This is a genomic window from Clostridium sp. AM27-31LB, from assembly GCF_003480745.1.
GTDB classification, from domain to species: Bacteria; Bacillota; Clostridia; order Lachnospirales; family Lachnospiraceae; genus Butyribacter; species Butyribacter intestini.
The window spans coordinates 635,244-649,656 of sequence record NZ_QUJS01000001.1 but is presented as its reverse complement, the minus strand read 5'-3'; the positions used below and the strand labels follow the sequence as shown (position 1 = coordinate 649,656).

The 14,413-nt window shown below is 36.6% G+C and carries 13 protein-coding genes and 2 tRNA genes; 2 read left to right on the top strand and 13 right to left on the bottom strand.

The features are described from left to right. Positions 1-132 precede the first annotated feature (132 nt). The gene (locus DW721_RS02580; RefSeq protein ID WP_022014395.1) at positions 133-1,764 is read left to right on the top strand and encodes an ATP-binding cassette domain-containing protein; all 1,632 of its coding nucleotides are present in this window, start codon (positions 133-135) and stop codon (positions 1,762-1,764) included. 90 nt (positions 1,765-1,854) lie between these two features. Here DW721_RS02580 and DW721_RS02575 read toward each other — a convergent pair whose 3' ends face one another. From DW721_RS02575 to DW721_RS02555, 5 genes are all read right to left on the bottom strand, one after another. Further along, complete coding sequence (locus tag DW721_RS02575) at positions 1,855-2,805, bottom strand: glycosyltransferase family 2 protein (protein ID WP_118498328.1); 951 nt, start codon at positions 2,803-2,805, stop codon at positions 1,855-1,857. A 22-nt stretch (positions 2,806-2,827) separates the two neighbouring features. Beyond that, the gene (locus DW721_RS02570) at positions 2,828-3,274 is read right to left on the bottom strand and encodes a GatB/YqeY domain-containing protein (RefSeq protein ID WP_022014397.1); all 447 of its coding nucleotides are present in this window, start codon (positions 3,272-3,274) and stop codon (positions 2,828-2,830) included. A 214-nt stretch (positions 3,275-3,488) separates the two neighbouring features. Further along, a tRNA-Gln gene (locus DW721_RS02565) sits at positions 3,489-3,560 on the bottom strand. Positions 3,561-3,615: 55 nt separating this feature from the next. Beyond that, positions 3,616-3,687 (bottom strand) — tRNA-Gln (locus DW721_RS02560). A 317-nt stretch (positions 3,688-4,004) separates the two neighbouring features. Beyond that, positions 4,005-4,595: a zinc dependent phospholipase C family protein gene (locus tag DW721_RS02555; RefSeq protein WP_022014398.1), complete on the bottom strand. Its 591-nt coding sequence runs from the start codon at positions 4,593-4,595 to the stop codon at positions 4,005-4,007. Between the two features lie 234 nt (positions 4,596-4,829). Here DW721_RS02555 and DW721_RS02550 point away from each other — a divergent pair, with 234 nt between their 5' ends. Further along, complete coding sequence (locus tag DW721_RS02550) at positions 4,830-6,167, top strand: hemolysin family protein (RefSeq protein WP_118744699.1); 1,338 nt, start codon at positions 4,830-4,832, stop codon at positions 6,165-6,167. A 28-nt stretch (positions 6,168-6,195) separates the two neighbouring features. Here DW721_RS02550 and DW721_RS02545 read toward each other — a convergent pair whose 3' ends face one another. The 8 genes from DW721_RS02545 to DW721_RS02515 form a co-directional block, all read right to left on the bottom strand. After that, positions 6,196-8,049, bottom strand: coding sequence for a right-handed parallel beta-helix repeat-containing protein (locus DW721_RS02545; RefSeq protein WP_118744698.1), 1,854 nt, complete (start codon positions 8,047-8,049; stop codon positions 6,196-6,198). Between the two features lie 11 nt (positions 8,050-8,060). Next, positions 8,061-9,326: a right-handed parallel beta-helix repeat-containing protein gene (locus tag DW721_RS02540; protein ID WP_182436177.1), complete on the bottom strand. Its 1,266-nt coding sequence runs from the start codon at positions 9,324-9,326 to the stop codon at positions 8,061-8,063. A gap of 56 nt (positions 9,327-9,382) precedes the next feature. Then, positions 9,383-10,258: a hypothetical protein gene (locus tag DW721_RS02535; RefSeq protein WP_118744696.1), complete on the bottom strand. Its 876-nt coding sequence runs from the start codon at positions 10,256-10,258 to the stop codon at positions 9,383-9,385. Positions 10,259-10,532: 274 nt separating this feature from the next. Next, entirely contained in the window at positions 10,533-11,501 is a 969-nt protein-coding gene (fliB, locus tag DW721_RS02530; RefSeq protein WP_118744695.1) for a flagellin lysine-N-methylase, read from the bottom strand. Continuing rightward, positions 11,501-11,653, bottom strand: a complete 153-nt coding sequence (locus tag DW721_RS15970; RefSeq protein ID WP_022014404.1) for a hypothetical protein — start codon at positions 11,651-11,653, stop codon at positions 11,501-11,503. Before DW721_RS15970 ends, fliB begins: the two co-directional genes overlap by 1 nt. Positions 11,654-11,765: 112 nt before the next feature. Then, positions 11,766-12,443, bottom strand: coding sequence for an orotate phosphoribosyltransferase (gene pyrE / locus DW721_RS02525; RefSeq protein ID WP_022014957.1), 678 nt, complete (start codon positions 12,441-12,443; stop codon positions 11,766-11,768). A gap of 125 nt (positions 12,444-12,568) precedes the next feature. Continuing rightward, a complete protein-coding gene (locus tag DW721_RS02520) occupies positions 12,569-13,471 on the bottom strand; it encodes a dihydroorotate dehydrogenase (protein WP_022014956.1) in 903 nt (300 codons plus the stop codon). A 96-nt stretch (positions 13,472-13,567) separates the two neighbouring features. Next, on the bottom strand, positions 13,568-14,353 hold the full coding sequence (locus tag DW721_RS02515; RefSeq protein WP_118744694.1) for a dihydroorotate dehydrogenase electron transfer subunit: 786 nt from the start codon (positions 14,351-14,353) through the stop codon (positions 13,568-13,570). Positions 14,354-14,413 lie beyond the last annotated feature (60 nt).

Sequence of the window (14,413 nt, the reverse complement as noted above, 5' to 3'; positions counted from 1 at the left end):
GCCATTTTTCTGTAAAATAGAAAGAGTTATATAGTTGACCGAACCAAAGGTAAGGTTATACTTTCTGATTTAAAGTCAGGAAAAAGAAAACTTATAGAATTGATAATTATATTTAAGAAAGGAAACATATAAATGATACAAGCCAGTAATATTACACTCCGCCTTGGAAAAAAGGCACTTTTTGAAGATGTAAATATTAAATTCACAGAAGGAAACTGTTATGGTCTTATCGGTGCCAACGGTGCCGGAAAGTCAACATTTTTAAAAATACTTACAGGTGAGATTGAGCCAAGCAAAGGTGAGGTTATCATCACACCGGGGCAGCGACTTTCCTTCTTAAAACAGGATCATTTCAAATATAATGAATTTGTTGTCCTTGATACTGTCATTATGGGTAACGAGCGTCTTTACCAGATAATGAAAGAAAAAGACGAAATTTATGCAAAAGAGGATTTTTCTGAAGAGGACGGTATCAAAGCCGGAAAACTTGAGGAGGAGTTTGCAAACATGGATGGCTGGAATGCTGAGTCAGATGCAGCCACACTTCTTAACGGACTCGGACTTTCAACTGACATTCATTATAAAAAAATGAGTGAACTTCCGGACAGTGAAAAAGTAAAAGTATTACTTGCACAGGCACTTTTTGGGAATCCGGATATTCTTCTTCTCGACGAGCCTACTAACCATTTGGATCTCGATGCCATAAACTGGCTTGAAGAATTCCTTATAAACTTTGATAATACTGTTATTGTTGTATCGCATGACCGTTACTTCCTTAACAAAGTCTGCACGCATATCGCTGATATTGATTATGCAAAAATCCAGCTCTATGCAGGAAACTATGACTTCTGGTATGAGTCAAGCCAGTTGATGATAAAGCAGATGAAAGAAGCAAACAAGAAGAAAGAGGAAAAGATAAAGGAACTCCAGAGTTTCATCCAGCGATTCAGTGCGAATGCATCAAAATCCAAGCAGGCTACTTCCCGTAAGCATGCCCTTGAAAAAATACAGCTCGATGAGATGAAGCCGTCAAGCCGTAAATATCCATATATTGATTTCAGACCTGACAGAGAGATAGGTAATGAAGTTCTTACTGTTGAACATATTTCCAAGACAATAGATGGTGTTAAAGTACTCGATGATATTTCATTTGTCATAAACAGAGAAGATAAGGTAGCTTTTGTAGGAAGCAACACTATTGCAGCAACCACTCTCTTCCAGATACTTACAGGCGAGATGGAGCCTGACGAGGGTACTTTCAAGTGGGGAGTTACAACAAGCTTTTCTTACTTCCCTAAAGATAACACTGAACTTTTTGACAGAGACGAAACTATCGTAGACTGGCTTATGCCTTTCTCTCCTGAAAAAGACCCTACTTATGTAAGAGGCTTCCTCGGACGTATGCTTTTCCCTGGTGAAGATGGTGTAAAGAAAGTAAATGTACTTTCCGGTGGAGAAAGAGTTCGTGTAATGCTTTCAAAGATGATGATTCTCGGTTCTAATGTACTTGTCATTGATGAGCCTACCGCACATCTTGACATGGAGTCTATCACTGCATTAAACAATGGACTTATCAAATTCCCTGGTGTAATCCTTTTCACTTCACAGGATCACCAGTTTATACAGACTATCGCAAACCGTATTATGGAGATTACTCCTGGCGGACTTATCGACAAACTCACAACTTATGATGAATATCTTGAGAGCGATGAGATGGCTAGAAAAAGACAGATTTTGTCAGTACAGAGCGATGATGAGGACTAAAACATCAAACAATCCTTGTTTGATGTAGCAAAAAAAGACAGTGCAAAGATTTGCACTGTCTTTTTTGCTGAATATCGCTGCTTCTTATATTTACTCTTTATAAAGAAGTTTTTCTATGATAAATCTTGGTCTTTCTTTTACTTCCATATATATCTTTCCGACATACTCTCCTATTATTCCGAGTGATAAAAGTATCAGGCCTCCTATTCCCCAAAGCGATATTACTATGGTCGTCCAGCCCTGTACCGTATGTCCTAAAAGCCACACAATTAGGAAGTATATCAGCATAACGATACTTATCGTAAATACAAGTGTTCCAAGTGATGTTATCATTCTTATCGGTTTTACACTGCATGATGTTATTCCATCTACGGCAAATGAGAGCATTTTCTTTAATGGATATTTTGACTCTCCTGCAAATCTCTCATGTCTCTCATAATAGACAACATCCGTTTCATAGCCTATCATAGGTACTATTCCTCTTAGGAAAAGATTTACCTCTTTGTACTTTGCAAGTCCCTCTAATGCTCTTTTACTCATAAGCCTGTAGTCGGCATGATCCTGTAATGTATCTGCTCCCATTGCCTTCATCAGCTTGTAGAAAGCGTGTGCCGTACTTCTCTTAAATACAGTATCTGTTGCTCGTGTAGAACGCACTCCGTACACTACATCTTTTCCCTCATTGAACTTGTCTATAAACTGCTCTATAACTCCTACATCATCCTGAAGATCGGCATCAAGCGATATAGCCGCATCTGCATAATCCTTAGCTGTCATAAGACCTGCGAGCAGTGCATTCTGATGACCTTTATTATGTGCAAGATTTATACCGGTAAACATCGGATTTTTCTCATGAAGATCAGTTATTATATTCCATGTATTGTCCTTTGAACCATCGTTTACAAAGGCAATCTTACTCTTATCACTTATCTTGTCTTTTTTTATAAGACCTCTCATTATCTCCTCAAGCTGTCTTGAAGTTTCCGGAAGCACTTCCTGCTCATTGTAGCACGGTATAACAAGCCATATTATTTTTTTCATATCATTATTCCCTCCTCTTGCATTATTTAAACATTCCGCCAAGAACCTGGTTTACAAGCTTTCCATCAGCTTTTCCTTTCACCTTAGGCATAAGGACTTTCATTATCTTCCCCTTATCTTTTGCCGTTGGTTCTGCAATCTCAAGTTCTGCTAAAACTTCCTTGATAACAGTCTCTATCTCAGCCTCATCCATCATTTTAGGAGCATACTCTTCTAACACCTTGATAGTATAGTTACATTCATCTATAACATCCGTTCTGTCTGCCGGAGTCATCTCCAAAGTCTCTTTTGTCTGTTTAATAAGCTTTAAGATAATCTGGTCACCCTCTGCATCAGTAATATCTTCTCTCTTGTCTATCTGAAAGTTTTTAAGTGCAGTAAGGAGACTTGACAGTACAGCCTTTCTCTCTTTATCTCTCGCTTTCATTGCAGCCATCATTTCGCCTCTTATAAAATCTACTTTATTCATCACTAAATCCTCCTCGTTTATATTATGTGCTCTCGAAATTTTTCATTTAAAAGATTCCGAGAGTACATTATTTGTTTTTAGCAAAATGGGTATTCCCACACCATTTCCACCATCACACTTTAATTGATATTCAACATTTTATATGTCAATAGTGAAACATCTTTATAAAACAAAAATCGCAGAATAATCCAATGAAAATTCTACGACCTTTAAACTGGGCTACAAGGATTCGAACCTTGAAATGCTGGAGTCAGAGTCCAGTGCCTTACCGTTTGGCGATAGCCCACTATATTTAATTTTGCCAGTTTTTCACTGAACACACCAAATAAACTTTGGTAAAACTGGGCTACAAGGATTCGAACCTTGAAATGCTGGAGTCAGAGTCCAGTGCCTTACCGTTTGGCGATAGCCCATCATCTTTTGCTTTGTTGCTCTGTTTTGTTTCTCTCTCGCTGAGCACTTGCTTAGTATATAACATCTTTTTTTAAAATGCAAGTACTTTTTTCAATTTTTTTAATATTTTTTTGATTTTTTTGCCACAATCTGTCAAAAGCCCCTAATTTACGGGCTTTCTGAGAATAAACTTTTTTCGCAATAACCTATTTCTTATAAGCAAACAATAAAAGAAGCATCTGCCGCTTCTTTTTTCTCGCAACAAATGCTCCTTTTGTCAATCTATCGTCGTACGGCTCCGTCCTCATAAAACTTGCCGTCTTCCATAATCCAAACTTTATAATGATACTAAGGATAAATGCATATTCTTTGTAAGTTCCTCACATAATATAAGTAATGCATCAACTACTGTATGACAAAGTTCCAATATATATTCACAATCACGTTTCACTCCGCTTTGCATACGCATATAAATCTGATGCATCCTTTGAACAAAACCAAGAATTGCTTCAGGTGTGTGAACCGATTCACTCAATCTGCCTCTTTCTACTCCCGGCTCCCTTACATAACTGCGAAGCTCTTTTTTAAGCTCCTCCTCATAGATACAATGATCTTTTAAATTTCCGGGGAAATTCTGATTGTGTGGAAAGGTAAAGTAATCAGCGACATAATGAGTAATCACTCCTAAATGTCTGCAAAAATAGCTATCAAACCCTCTAATCGGGTCAAAATGTGATACCAGTCTGCTGATTTCTTTCTCAAGTACATCAAAGGAATCCTCAATAGTATGTTTCCTTACTAAAAATGAAGGAATACAATCCGGTAATATACTTCCAATATAGAATGCTCCTTTATGATGTTTAAGTGACTCCATACCTTCATTGTTCATCAAGTACCATGCCAATGAAATATGGGATTTCTTTCGCATATCATCCTCCTCACTGTGACATATACACGATTGACATCGCTGTCTTAATTTGTATGTTTATTGTATAACATTTTTTCATTTTTTGCAATAGTTTTCTGACATTTTTTCTGTGTTTTCATAAAAGTTTCACAATTATATATTCTGCATCAAAACTTGACAACTGCATAATATATAGGTAAAATATTGATTGTTTATACATATTAAACGAATATTAAACGATTGGAGTTGATTTTTTTGGATTCTGGCGACGCCTCGAAACTGATAATATTACTTATTTTACTGGTTCTTTCCGCATTCTTTTCTTCTGCGGAAACCTGTCTTACAACAGCAAACAAAATGCGTCTTAAATCTATGGCTGATGAGGGTAATAAAAAAGCTGCATTAGTCTTAAAACTTTGTGAAAAACCTACTAAAATGTTAAGTGCGATACTGATAGGAAACAATATCGTAAATCTTTCGGCATCATCACTTACCACAACATTTGCTATAAATATTGCCAAAAAATCAGGCTTTTCAAATTCTGCAAGCCTGATAACCGGAATTGCCACCGGAATACTTACTGTTTTGGTAATTATATTTGGGGAGATTATGCCTAAATCATTTGCCACGGTAAATTCAGAAAAAATGTCACTTTTTTATGCAAAACCGATATATTGGCTCACATCAGTATTAGGACCTGTATCATATATATTTGATAAGTTTTCAAAGCTGCTTTTGAGAATACTTCATATAGACGCTACAAAACAGCCTGCCATCACTGAAAACGAGCTTAGAACTATTGTAGATGTAAGTCATAAAGAAGGTGTTATAGAGAGTGAAGAACGCCAGATGATAACAAATGTTGTTGACTTTGGTGATTCTCTGGCAAAAGATGTAATGGTTCCAAAAATGGACGTTGAATTTGTTGAACTAAACCTTACCTACGATGAACTTATCGCGGCTTACTCAAAAGAAAAATTTACGCGTATGCCTGTATATGATGACAGCAGGGACAATGTTGTCGGTATAATAAATCTCAAAGATTTATTCTTTTATCAGGGCGACAAAAACGATTTTAAGATTTCAGATGTTATGCGTGAAGCTTATTTTACCTATGAATATAAAAAAATATCCGAACTGTTTTTTGAAATGAAATCGGCATCAATCCCAATGGCAATTGTTCTTGATGAATACGGCTCTACATCCGGTATTCTTACTATTGAAGATCTGATAGAGGAGATTGTTGGTGAGATAAGAGATGAATATGACACAAATGAAGAAGATGACATCACAAAAACCGAAAATGGTGACTATATCATACTCGGTGTTGCCAAACTTGATGATATAGACGAAGCACTTGGAATTAAGATAGAGTCGGAAGATTATGATTCCATTGCAGGTCACATAATAAACCTTCTGGATCACTTTCCTGATGCCGGAGAGACTGTTTCAGACGACTATGCGACATATACCGTTTTGGAAGCTGCCAAAAATCATATTGATAAAGTAAAACTTCATCTGCTTCCAAAATCCAATAATAATGATGATGAATTATCATCTGATGACAATACAAAAGAAGCACATTCCGCATAGGATGTGCTTCTTTTGTATGTATGTTCTGCTAAGATATATCGGCTGGTTTACATTCTTCAAACTGGCATTTTTCTATGTGTGTTCCCACCTGCCTGTCTATAGCTCCCCCACCTTTTTTGGCTATACATCTTTTAAAATTGCAATGTTTTACAAGTCCTTTATTGCCATACATACTTATTCCTGCCCCACTTTTGGCACGGCAGTTTACAAACACACATTTCTCAATCTCTCCACCCTGCGTATATATTGCCCCGTCCTGACAAAAATTAAATATGCTTTCTTTTATAACCGGACGATATGCATTAAATACAGCTCTGCCACCATATGTATTCCTAAACAATGAATTTTTTATCGTTACATTTGTTCCCTTGATATTTATTCCGCCTGTCCTTAATGCTCCATCAAATTCGCAATTACTTATTTCACACTTCCTTGCACCCTCAAGATAGAGCATATCTGAATTTTCAAGATGGTTTGCCACAATCCTTGCATGTACCAGCTTTAAATTTCCTGCACACATTACAGGATAATTAAGATATAATGCGGCTTTTGAAACACTGAGATTTCCTGATGACTCAACATAAACAGGACAATCCACTATTGTTGATTTATTGATAAGCATATCACCCAAAATCCTTAACTCTCCATTTTTTTTGAGTACCTGAACAAACTCAGCTCCTTCCGGATGGCAGGCAACATATTCTAATTCACGGTCATCAACATCTGCAAGGCCTGAACAAAAAACTGCTGCACCATACTCTGCAACATTACAATTTGTAAAATGACATTTGTCAAGACAGATGTTTTCAACTATATAAACGGCTCCACCACGCTTTGCCTCACAATCGGCAAAACGACACTTACTTATCTTTCCGACACCGCCGCGAACCATTACCGCACCACCATCCTCCGGCGAATAACATCGACTGAAAATACAATTTGTTATCTCAATACTTTCACCCCAGAATCTTATCGCTGCACCTCTTGTCGTATTGTAAATATTTGACTCGCTGACAACTACCTTTCCTGATTCTGCTCTTATAAACATTCCATAATTTCTACAGTCAGCCTCGCATCCTTTTATAACCACATTGCTGTAATCACCCTTAAGATTTATGCAGGAACGGTGACTGTCACTCTTCCTTATAACCTTACTGTTGATTATTTCAAGAGTTCCGCCGTCTAAAAGTATATTTCCATATACCCTTACAAGTGCATGGTCAAACACCAGTTTCATCCCTCTTCTTAGGACTATATCCTCATAAATCTGACATCTGTCCGTTATCCTTAACTCTTTCTTTTCTTCCAATATCCTCTGCGTACACTCAGAATACTCATATATCTGCAAAGCAAAATATTTCATATCTATGAGCTCTATCTCAGGATAAAGGTTTTTTATTATCTGCGACAGTTCAAAACACTCTTTACTCTCTTCCTTAACCGCACATTCAATAAATCTTCTTACGACCTCAAAAATCTGCTCTGATATTCCAAGTTTGTCAGCAAATTTTTTTAAGAATTTAATCTCGTCAGCAGAAATTTCACTGCCTATTCCCGATACATTTAAAAGATCCATTAAAAAAATAATCTTTTCTTTTCCTGTTTTTATATTTTCTAAAACAAACTCACATATCATTTCGTACTCTTTTGAATTTCTAAGAGCCCACGCAATGTCAGACGAATTCATTTTAAGACCATATTTCATAAGCCGTTCAAGTTCAAAATTATTTAGCAATTTTACTTTTTTATTAAGTCCGGCCTGCATTATAACCGCTGAACTGTATTGCATTTTAAATCCATCATCATATGAACAGAACGGATGCTCAGGGGTAAGATAGATTTTTCGCCTGTAATTAAATTTTGTCAATATATCTACGATCATATCTTTCCTCCCTATAACCTCTGCATCTCAAAATCATCATCATAAACATTAAAAACGCTGCTCTCCTCAGGCAAACATTCCTTATATATGCAATTCGTAACAAACTGACCGAATTTGCTATATTTAAAATATATTGCCGAGCCAAGATATTTCGCCTTACTATTCTCGAATGTACAGCTTTCAACCTTTACATTTCCTATTGATTCAGAATATAAACTACCGCCGTATTCTGACATACAATTTATAAATTCGGTATTTTCTATGTTTACCCTTGAATTTTTCATCAATGCCAGTGCACCTGCATTGCAATTTACAAAACGGCAGCGCGTTATGACTGCTGATCTTCCTAAGAACTCAACAGCCCTTTCTCCCGAAGTATTGCTTATAGCCGTGTCTGACAATATAAACCTTCCTGTAGTCTGGTTTATACAACCACATTTTCCGCCACAATCAATAAATGAGTATGTAATCTGAACAATTGCCGTTTTTGACAGTTTCATAAAATAATCGTTCTTATTGTCCATAACCCGTACTCTTGCATTATAAAGCCGAACTCTTCCGCCATCCGTTATTATACTCCCGTATATTTTAAGTATTCCACCTAAAACAAGCAGCGAACCGCCTCTTTCTACAATAATATCACCGGTAACTTTAGTCGGTTTATCTATTATAAATGTCTTTCCGGCCTTAACGGTTATATTATCATAGTTCTCCTCAAGCACAAATTCAGGAAAAAAATACGACAGAACTGAATATCTTATCTCATAACCTTTCTTTCTGAAAAGTTCATATGCTTTCCCTGCCTTTTCAGTATCCTTTTTTTGAGCACTTTCACTAAATGTTCCAAAAAAATTTCTCTCAATATCTGAAAACCTGAATATCTGCTGATAATAATCAAGTACCTTTTCACAATAATCCTGCGACCATAGAGATAACTGATATATCTTATACAGGTCTAATACAAAACAATACTGTATTTCTTTCTCTCTTACCTTTTCAATACATTCAGTCAATCTGAAGTCAAAATAATTATTTATATCTGTTATTATCTGCTCTCTTCCTTTTTCTGAGATACATAATCTTACTGACAACGACTCGAAATACTCCTGAAGTTCTTTCATTGCTTTCATATTTCCAAGTGCCATAACACCAAGTCCAAAAGCATACAGATACCTGAAAGAGTCATCATAACGCACCATAGGATGACTTACTTTTTCAAGTTCGCTCTGTCTTTTTTTTAAATATCCTAATATGTCTGAATTAACTCCGGTCTCCATGCACCCACCTCCCCTTATATTCATATAAGTTTTTCCTATATAATTTTTCGTATATCTCATCTGTTTTCTTTACAGGCATCGTCTATCTTTTGCAACTCAATACTTCTTATCATCTCCTTTTTTATTTCTCTCGCTGTATTTTCCACAAGCTTTGCATTCTTTTTGCAATGTCTTATAAAAAATTCATTTTCTCTGCTGGTCGCTCTCATATAATTGCTGCATAAATACTGCTGCAGCCTGCCTGCATCTATCGCATACTCAAGTTCAATAGTATATGGCATAATCCCTATTCTGTTTCTCGGCACATTATATTCATAGCTTATCCTCTTTCGCGTCCACTTTCTTTCAGGACGGTATTTTCCTACAATGTATATGGCTTTTTCTCTTATTGAAGTATAATTTTCAAAAAAATCTCTTATATTGTCAGGATTTTGTGTAAGATTTACCACAACTATATCTGCATCAAACAATATCTGTTTTGTACTAAGATTTTGATTTGACTCCGTATCTATAAAAATATACTCTGAAACTTCTTCTAATATTTTAAACAACTCTCTGTGAACCATACTGAAATCATAATTGAATACTTCTTTGTTAAAAACCATCCCTGATGGCAAAAGACACATATTAGATAACATCAGATCAACTGTCGAATTTTTGATAAGTTCTCTATCCCTATCTCCACAATAAATCCTCTTTAGTATGTAATCCAGTCCGTATTTTACATTGTACCCTCCGGATTCCCTAAGGAAATCCTGCTGCATTGGCTGCAGCAAAACATCTTCAAGACTTTTATTTCTGCTAAAATGATTTTCCAATAAAATTTCTTTAACTCTGCCTGCATTTCTAAGTGATACCATTGATGCGATACTCGCCATATTGGCTGTAACGCACATCTTCTCCCCTCCATTACTCCAAAATGCTATTTTCATATATATTCTCCATTCTTAAATTTTTCTCTACCCCTTTAATAAAGCAAACGTTTTTGCACTCTGCTTAATGCTGCATACTCCGAATACACTTATTATATTCGTATATTAAAGAATTTTTTTCGCAATGTAAAGTGGTTTTTGCCTTATTTTTGACAAAACTACATCTTTCTCCATTATTCACAAATTTTTGTTTATTTTTTCTACATATCAAAAAAAATGTCACTTATTTCGTAACATTTTTCTCGTATTACAAGACTAGAAAATATTTTTTTCGTCATTTTGCCAAAATTTCCATGATTTTTTTGTGCATTTTGCTACCACTGACTTTTCCATGCACTGCTGTTTTATAGACCCAATGGACTGCATTTACAATATCTTTTTCATAATTGCTGCCTTTTTGAAGACTCAAACTAAACATTATCGTATCGAGCATCACGATTTCTCCTGCCACCTGATATATCCTGTCATAAGTATCTTCATCCGGATTTTCATATTTTTTTGTAAAAATTCGGTAGTCAGCATAATTTTTATCAAATGTTGCAAGTCTTTCTCCATATTTTTTTGTAAAATCATTGTATCTTCGCCGAAACTCTTCTCCCTGCATCTGTTCCTCATATGCATCAAAACTTCCATCAAAATACATACAGTCTTTACAGCTTATTATAATATCTACTGCCATGTCGGCAAAGTCAAAAAAAAGTTCACTAAGTCTCTCCGATTTTAAATAATATTTTGTTTTTATATCATTTATCAAAATATCAAATCTGTTCTTGTCCTGTGCAAACCAATTTACACCGCTTATATCGATCGGATACATTTTCTTGTCTGTTCCCATCTCATACCACATATTTTTTATTTTATCATTACTCAGATATTCTATTATGACAGGACATGACGCTGCCATAGATAAGAGCATAGTATCTTTATCTGAAAACGACAATCTCGGATATTTACGACAGGTATTACACAATGTCTTTTCATTTGAATTTCTCTGTATGCGGCAAAGACCATCACCATCGAGCATGGCACAGTCACCATTTGTCCTGTTCTTAAACGAATGCACATCGTCTTTCTCTACAATATTTGATAATATATCAGCCCTAAGACTTTTATTCTCAAGATTTTTAAATCTCTCATAGGCTTCTCTGTCAACAACTATCTTCCACCCACTGCAACAGGTTGTCTGGCAGTTTCCCGCCAGACATTTAAAATCCATGTAATTTCCAAATACATATATCTTCATTAAAACATAAGCTCCGATTTATCTTTGAGAAGTCTTGCTCCTTTTGCAATAAATAAAACCCCGGTCGTAATCCCTGAAACGATAAGCAGTATTCCCATAACGAGATTAAATGAACCTACGGATTTCATTGTCTTATATATCTTCTCTCCCATATAAGTCTCCTTTTGGTCTTTTATTAAACTAAATTTACTTTAATTTTCGTTGAAATTGCTAATATGAGTTTCTATACATTCATTATTTTTAACTATAGTGCTCTGATTTTTATTATTTCACACCATACTGCTCATAATATTCATCGATTGCTGCCTTGAGTTTGTCGTCAATAAGCACTTTTCCCTGACATTCTTTATTGTAAAGACATTCTACAACATCCTCCATAGTTACAATGGCATTTGCACCAAAACCGTATTTTGACTGAATTTCATCGAGAGCACTTGCATCTGTGCTAAGACCTCTCTCCATTCTGTTTAATGAAACTATAAGACCTTTTATCTCAACATCTCCCTGAGCTTTGATGATAGGGAATGTCTCCTCAATAGATTTTCCTGAGGTTGTCACATCCTCGATGATAACAACTTTATCGCCGTCTTTTATTTTGCTTCCGAGTAAGATTCCCGTATCTCCATGGTCTTTTACTTCTTTACGATTTGAACAGTATCTTACCTCTTTTCCATATAACTCACTGTATGCAATAGCAGTCGTAACACTGAGAGGAATTCCCTTGTATGCAGGTCCGAACAGTACATCGAAATCATCACCGTAATGCTCATGTATTGCCTTTGCGTAATACTCGCCAAGTCTCTTAAGCTGTGAGCCTGTGACATATGCTCCCGCATTCATAAAAAACGGTGATTTTCTTCCGCTCTTAAGAGTGAACTCTCCAAATTTTAAAACATCACTCTCTACCATAAATTCTATAAACTCTTTCTTATAACTTTCCATAATCAAACCTCTTTTCTATAAAATTTTTTGTCTGTCAAACTCCTTTAAACATCTGCATTCTTAGCTTTTAGCACATTCATGTCTACTGTCAGTCATCTTTATATCTAGACAAACGGCTTATGTTATTACTTCACGCAGCCGATAAGCTCATTTATATCTTTGACTCCGTTTTTATCCATAAATTCGGCTATTCCGTCAATAACATCTGTTGTTGCCGCCGGATTGTTAAAGTTTGCCGTTCCGACTGCAACCATAGCTGCACCTGCCATGATAAACTCCAATGCATCCTCTGCAGTTCTTATACCGCCCATTCCGAGAATTGGTATATTTACTGCATTTGCCACCTGATAGACCATTCTCACGGCAACAGGCTTTACGGCCGGCCCTGACATTCCGCCTGTCTTATTGGCAAGTGCAAATGTTCTTCTGTTTATATCAATCTTCATACCCGTAAGCGTATTTATAAGTGATACCGCATCTGCTCCGCCTGCTTCCGCCGCCTTTGCCATCTCAGTTATGTCCGTAACATTAGGACTTAATTTCATTATGACAGGCTGTTTTGCATGATCCTTTATCTTTGATGTTATCTGCTCCACAAGTTTGGGATCCTGTCCAAAAGCAATACCTCCTGCCTTTACATTAGGGCATGATATATTTATCTCAAGCATTGAAACATCCTCATTTGCAAGTCTGTCTACAACCTCTATATATTCTTCCGGAGTCTTTCCACACACATTTACAATAATGTTTGTATCATATTTTTTAAGGAAAGGTATATCCCTGCTTACAAATGTGTCTATTCCGGGATTTTGAAGTCCTATCGCATTTAACATTCCTCCGTATGTCTCACATACTCTCGGCGTATCATTTCCCGGCCACGGAACATTTGCAACACCTTTTGTCGTAACAGCTCCAAGTCTGTTTAAGTCAACATACTCACTGAATTCCTCGCCTGAACCAAAAGTGCCCGATGCCGTTGTAACCGGATTTTTCATCTTAACTCCGGCAAAATCTACTGAAAGATTCATAAGCTTCCTCCATTTCGCAATATTTATTCTTTAAGCAAGTCCTCTACCGCCGCTTATTGCTCTACGCAATAGAAACATAGGACTTCCCTGATAGTGTTAAATCTCTATATCCTCTGCATTAAATACAGGTCCGTCTTTACATATTCTCTTGTTATGAACCTTACTGTGCTCATCAATATCTTTTGACTTGCATACACAGCCGAGACACGCCCCTATTCCACAAGCCATCTTTTCTTCCATTGAAATCTGTGCCTCGATGCCTTTTTCTTTTGCGTATGCCTTAACACCCCGAAGCATAGGAATAGGTCCACATGAGTAAAGTACATCCGCATCAAGCCCGTTTTCCTTTATCGCATCTATGACATTTCCTTTGGTTCCGACACTTCCATCCTCAGTCGATACATACACATTTGCATAAGGCTCAAATTCATCTTTGAGGAACAGGTCATTGTCTCTGTAACCGAGCACTACCGAAACATTTTCTTTTGAGTTAAGAGATTTTGCGAGTTCAAGCATTGGCGGTATTCCTATACCACCGCCGATAAGTACTGCCTTTCCTCCTTTAAGCGTAAAGCCGTTTCCGAGTGGTCCGACAACCGGTATCTCATCACCTTTAACCATCTTTGAAAACTCGTCTGTTCCCTTTCCTACAACCCTGTAAACAACTCTAAGACAGTTTGCAACTTTGTCAATCTCACATATGCTTATCGGTCTTGGCAACAGCCTGCTGCCGTCAGCACTATACATTGAGATAAACTGTCCCGGAACTGCACTGTTCACAACATTAGCATTGGCTTCAAATTCGAGCCACATACTGAATATATCTTTTGTTATATTTTCCTGCGATCTTATCACCGCCATAGTTTTTTTCTTGTCAGCCATAAACCGTATAACCTCATTTCATTTAGTCAAGTGGATTATTCTCAATCCGCTCTGCTACTT

Excerpts from the sequence above, each read along its gene's own strand:
- DW721_RS02580 (WP_022014395.1), top strand. The coding sequence starts at position 133 with ATGATACAAGCCAGTAATATTACACTCCGCCTTGGAAAAAAGGCACTT.
- DW721_RS02575 (WP_118498328.1), bottom strand. The coding sequence starts at position 2,805 with ATGAAAAAAATAATATGGCTTGTTATACCGTGCTACAATGAGCAGGAA.
- DW721_RS02570 (WP_022014397.1), bottom strand. The coding sequence starts at position 3,274 with ATGAATAAAGTAGATTTTATAAGAGGCGAAATGATGGCTGCAATGAAA.
- DW721_RS02555 (WP_022014398.1), bottom strand. The coding sequence starts at position 4,595 with ATGCGAAAGAAATCCCATATTTCATTGGCATGGTACTTGATGAACAAT.
- DW721_RS02545 (WP_118744698.1), bottom strand. The coding sequence starts at position 8,049 with ATGATCGTAGATATATTGACAAAATTTAATTACAGGCGAAAAATCTAT.
- DW721_RS02540 (WP_182436177.1), bottom strand. The coding sequence starts at position 9,326 with ATGGAGACCGGAGTTAATTCAGACATATTAGGATATTTAAAAAAAAGA.
- DW721_RS02535 (WP_118744696.1), bottom strand. The coding sequence starts at position 10,258 with ATGAAAATAGCATTTTGGAGTAATGGAGGGGAGAAGATGTGCGTTACA.
- fliB (WP_118744695.1), bottom strand. The coding sequence starts at position 11,501 with ATGAAGATATATGTATTTGGAAATTACATGGATTTTAAATGTCTGGCG.
- DW721_RS15970 (WP_022014404.1), bottom strand. The coding sequence starts at position 11,653 with ATGGGAGAGAAGATATATAAGACAATGAAATCCGTAGGTTCATTTAAT.
- pyrE (WP_022014957.1), bottom strand. The coding sequence starts at position 12,443 with ATGGAAAGTTATAAGAAAGAGTTTATAGAATTTATGGTAGAGAGTGAT.
- DW721_RS02520 (WP_022014956.1), bottom strand. The coding sequence starts at position 13,471 with ATGAATCTTTCAGTAGATTTTGCCGGAGTTAAGATGAAAAATCCGGTT.
- DW721_RS02515 (WP_118744694.1), bottom strand. The coding sequence starts at position 14,353 with ATGGCTGACAAGAAAAAAACTATGGCGGTGATAAGATCGCAGGAAAAT.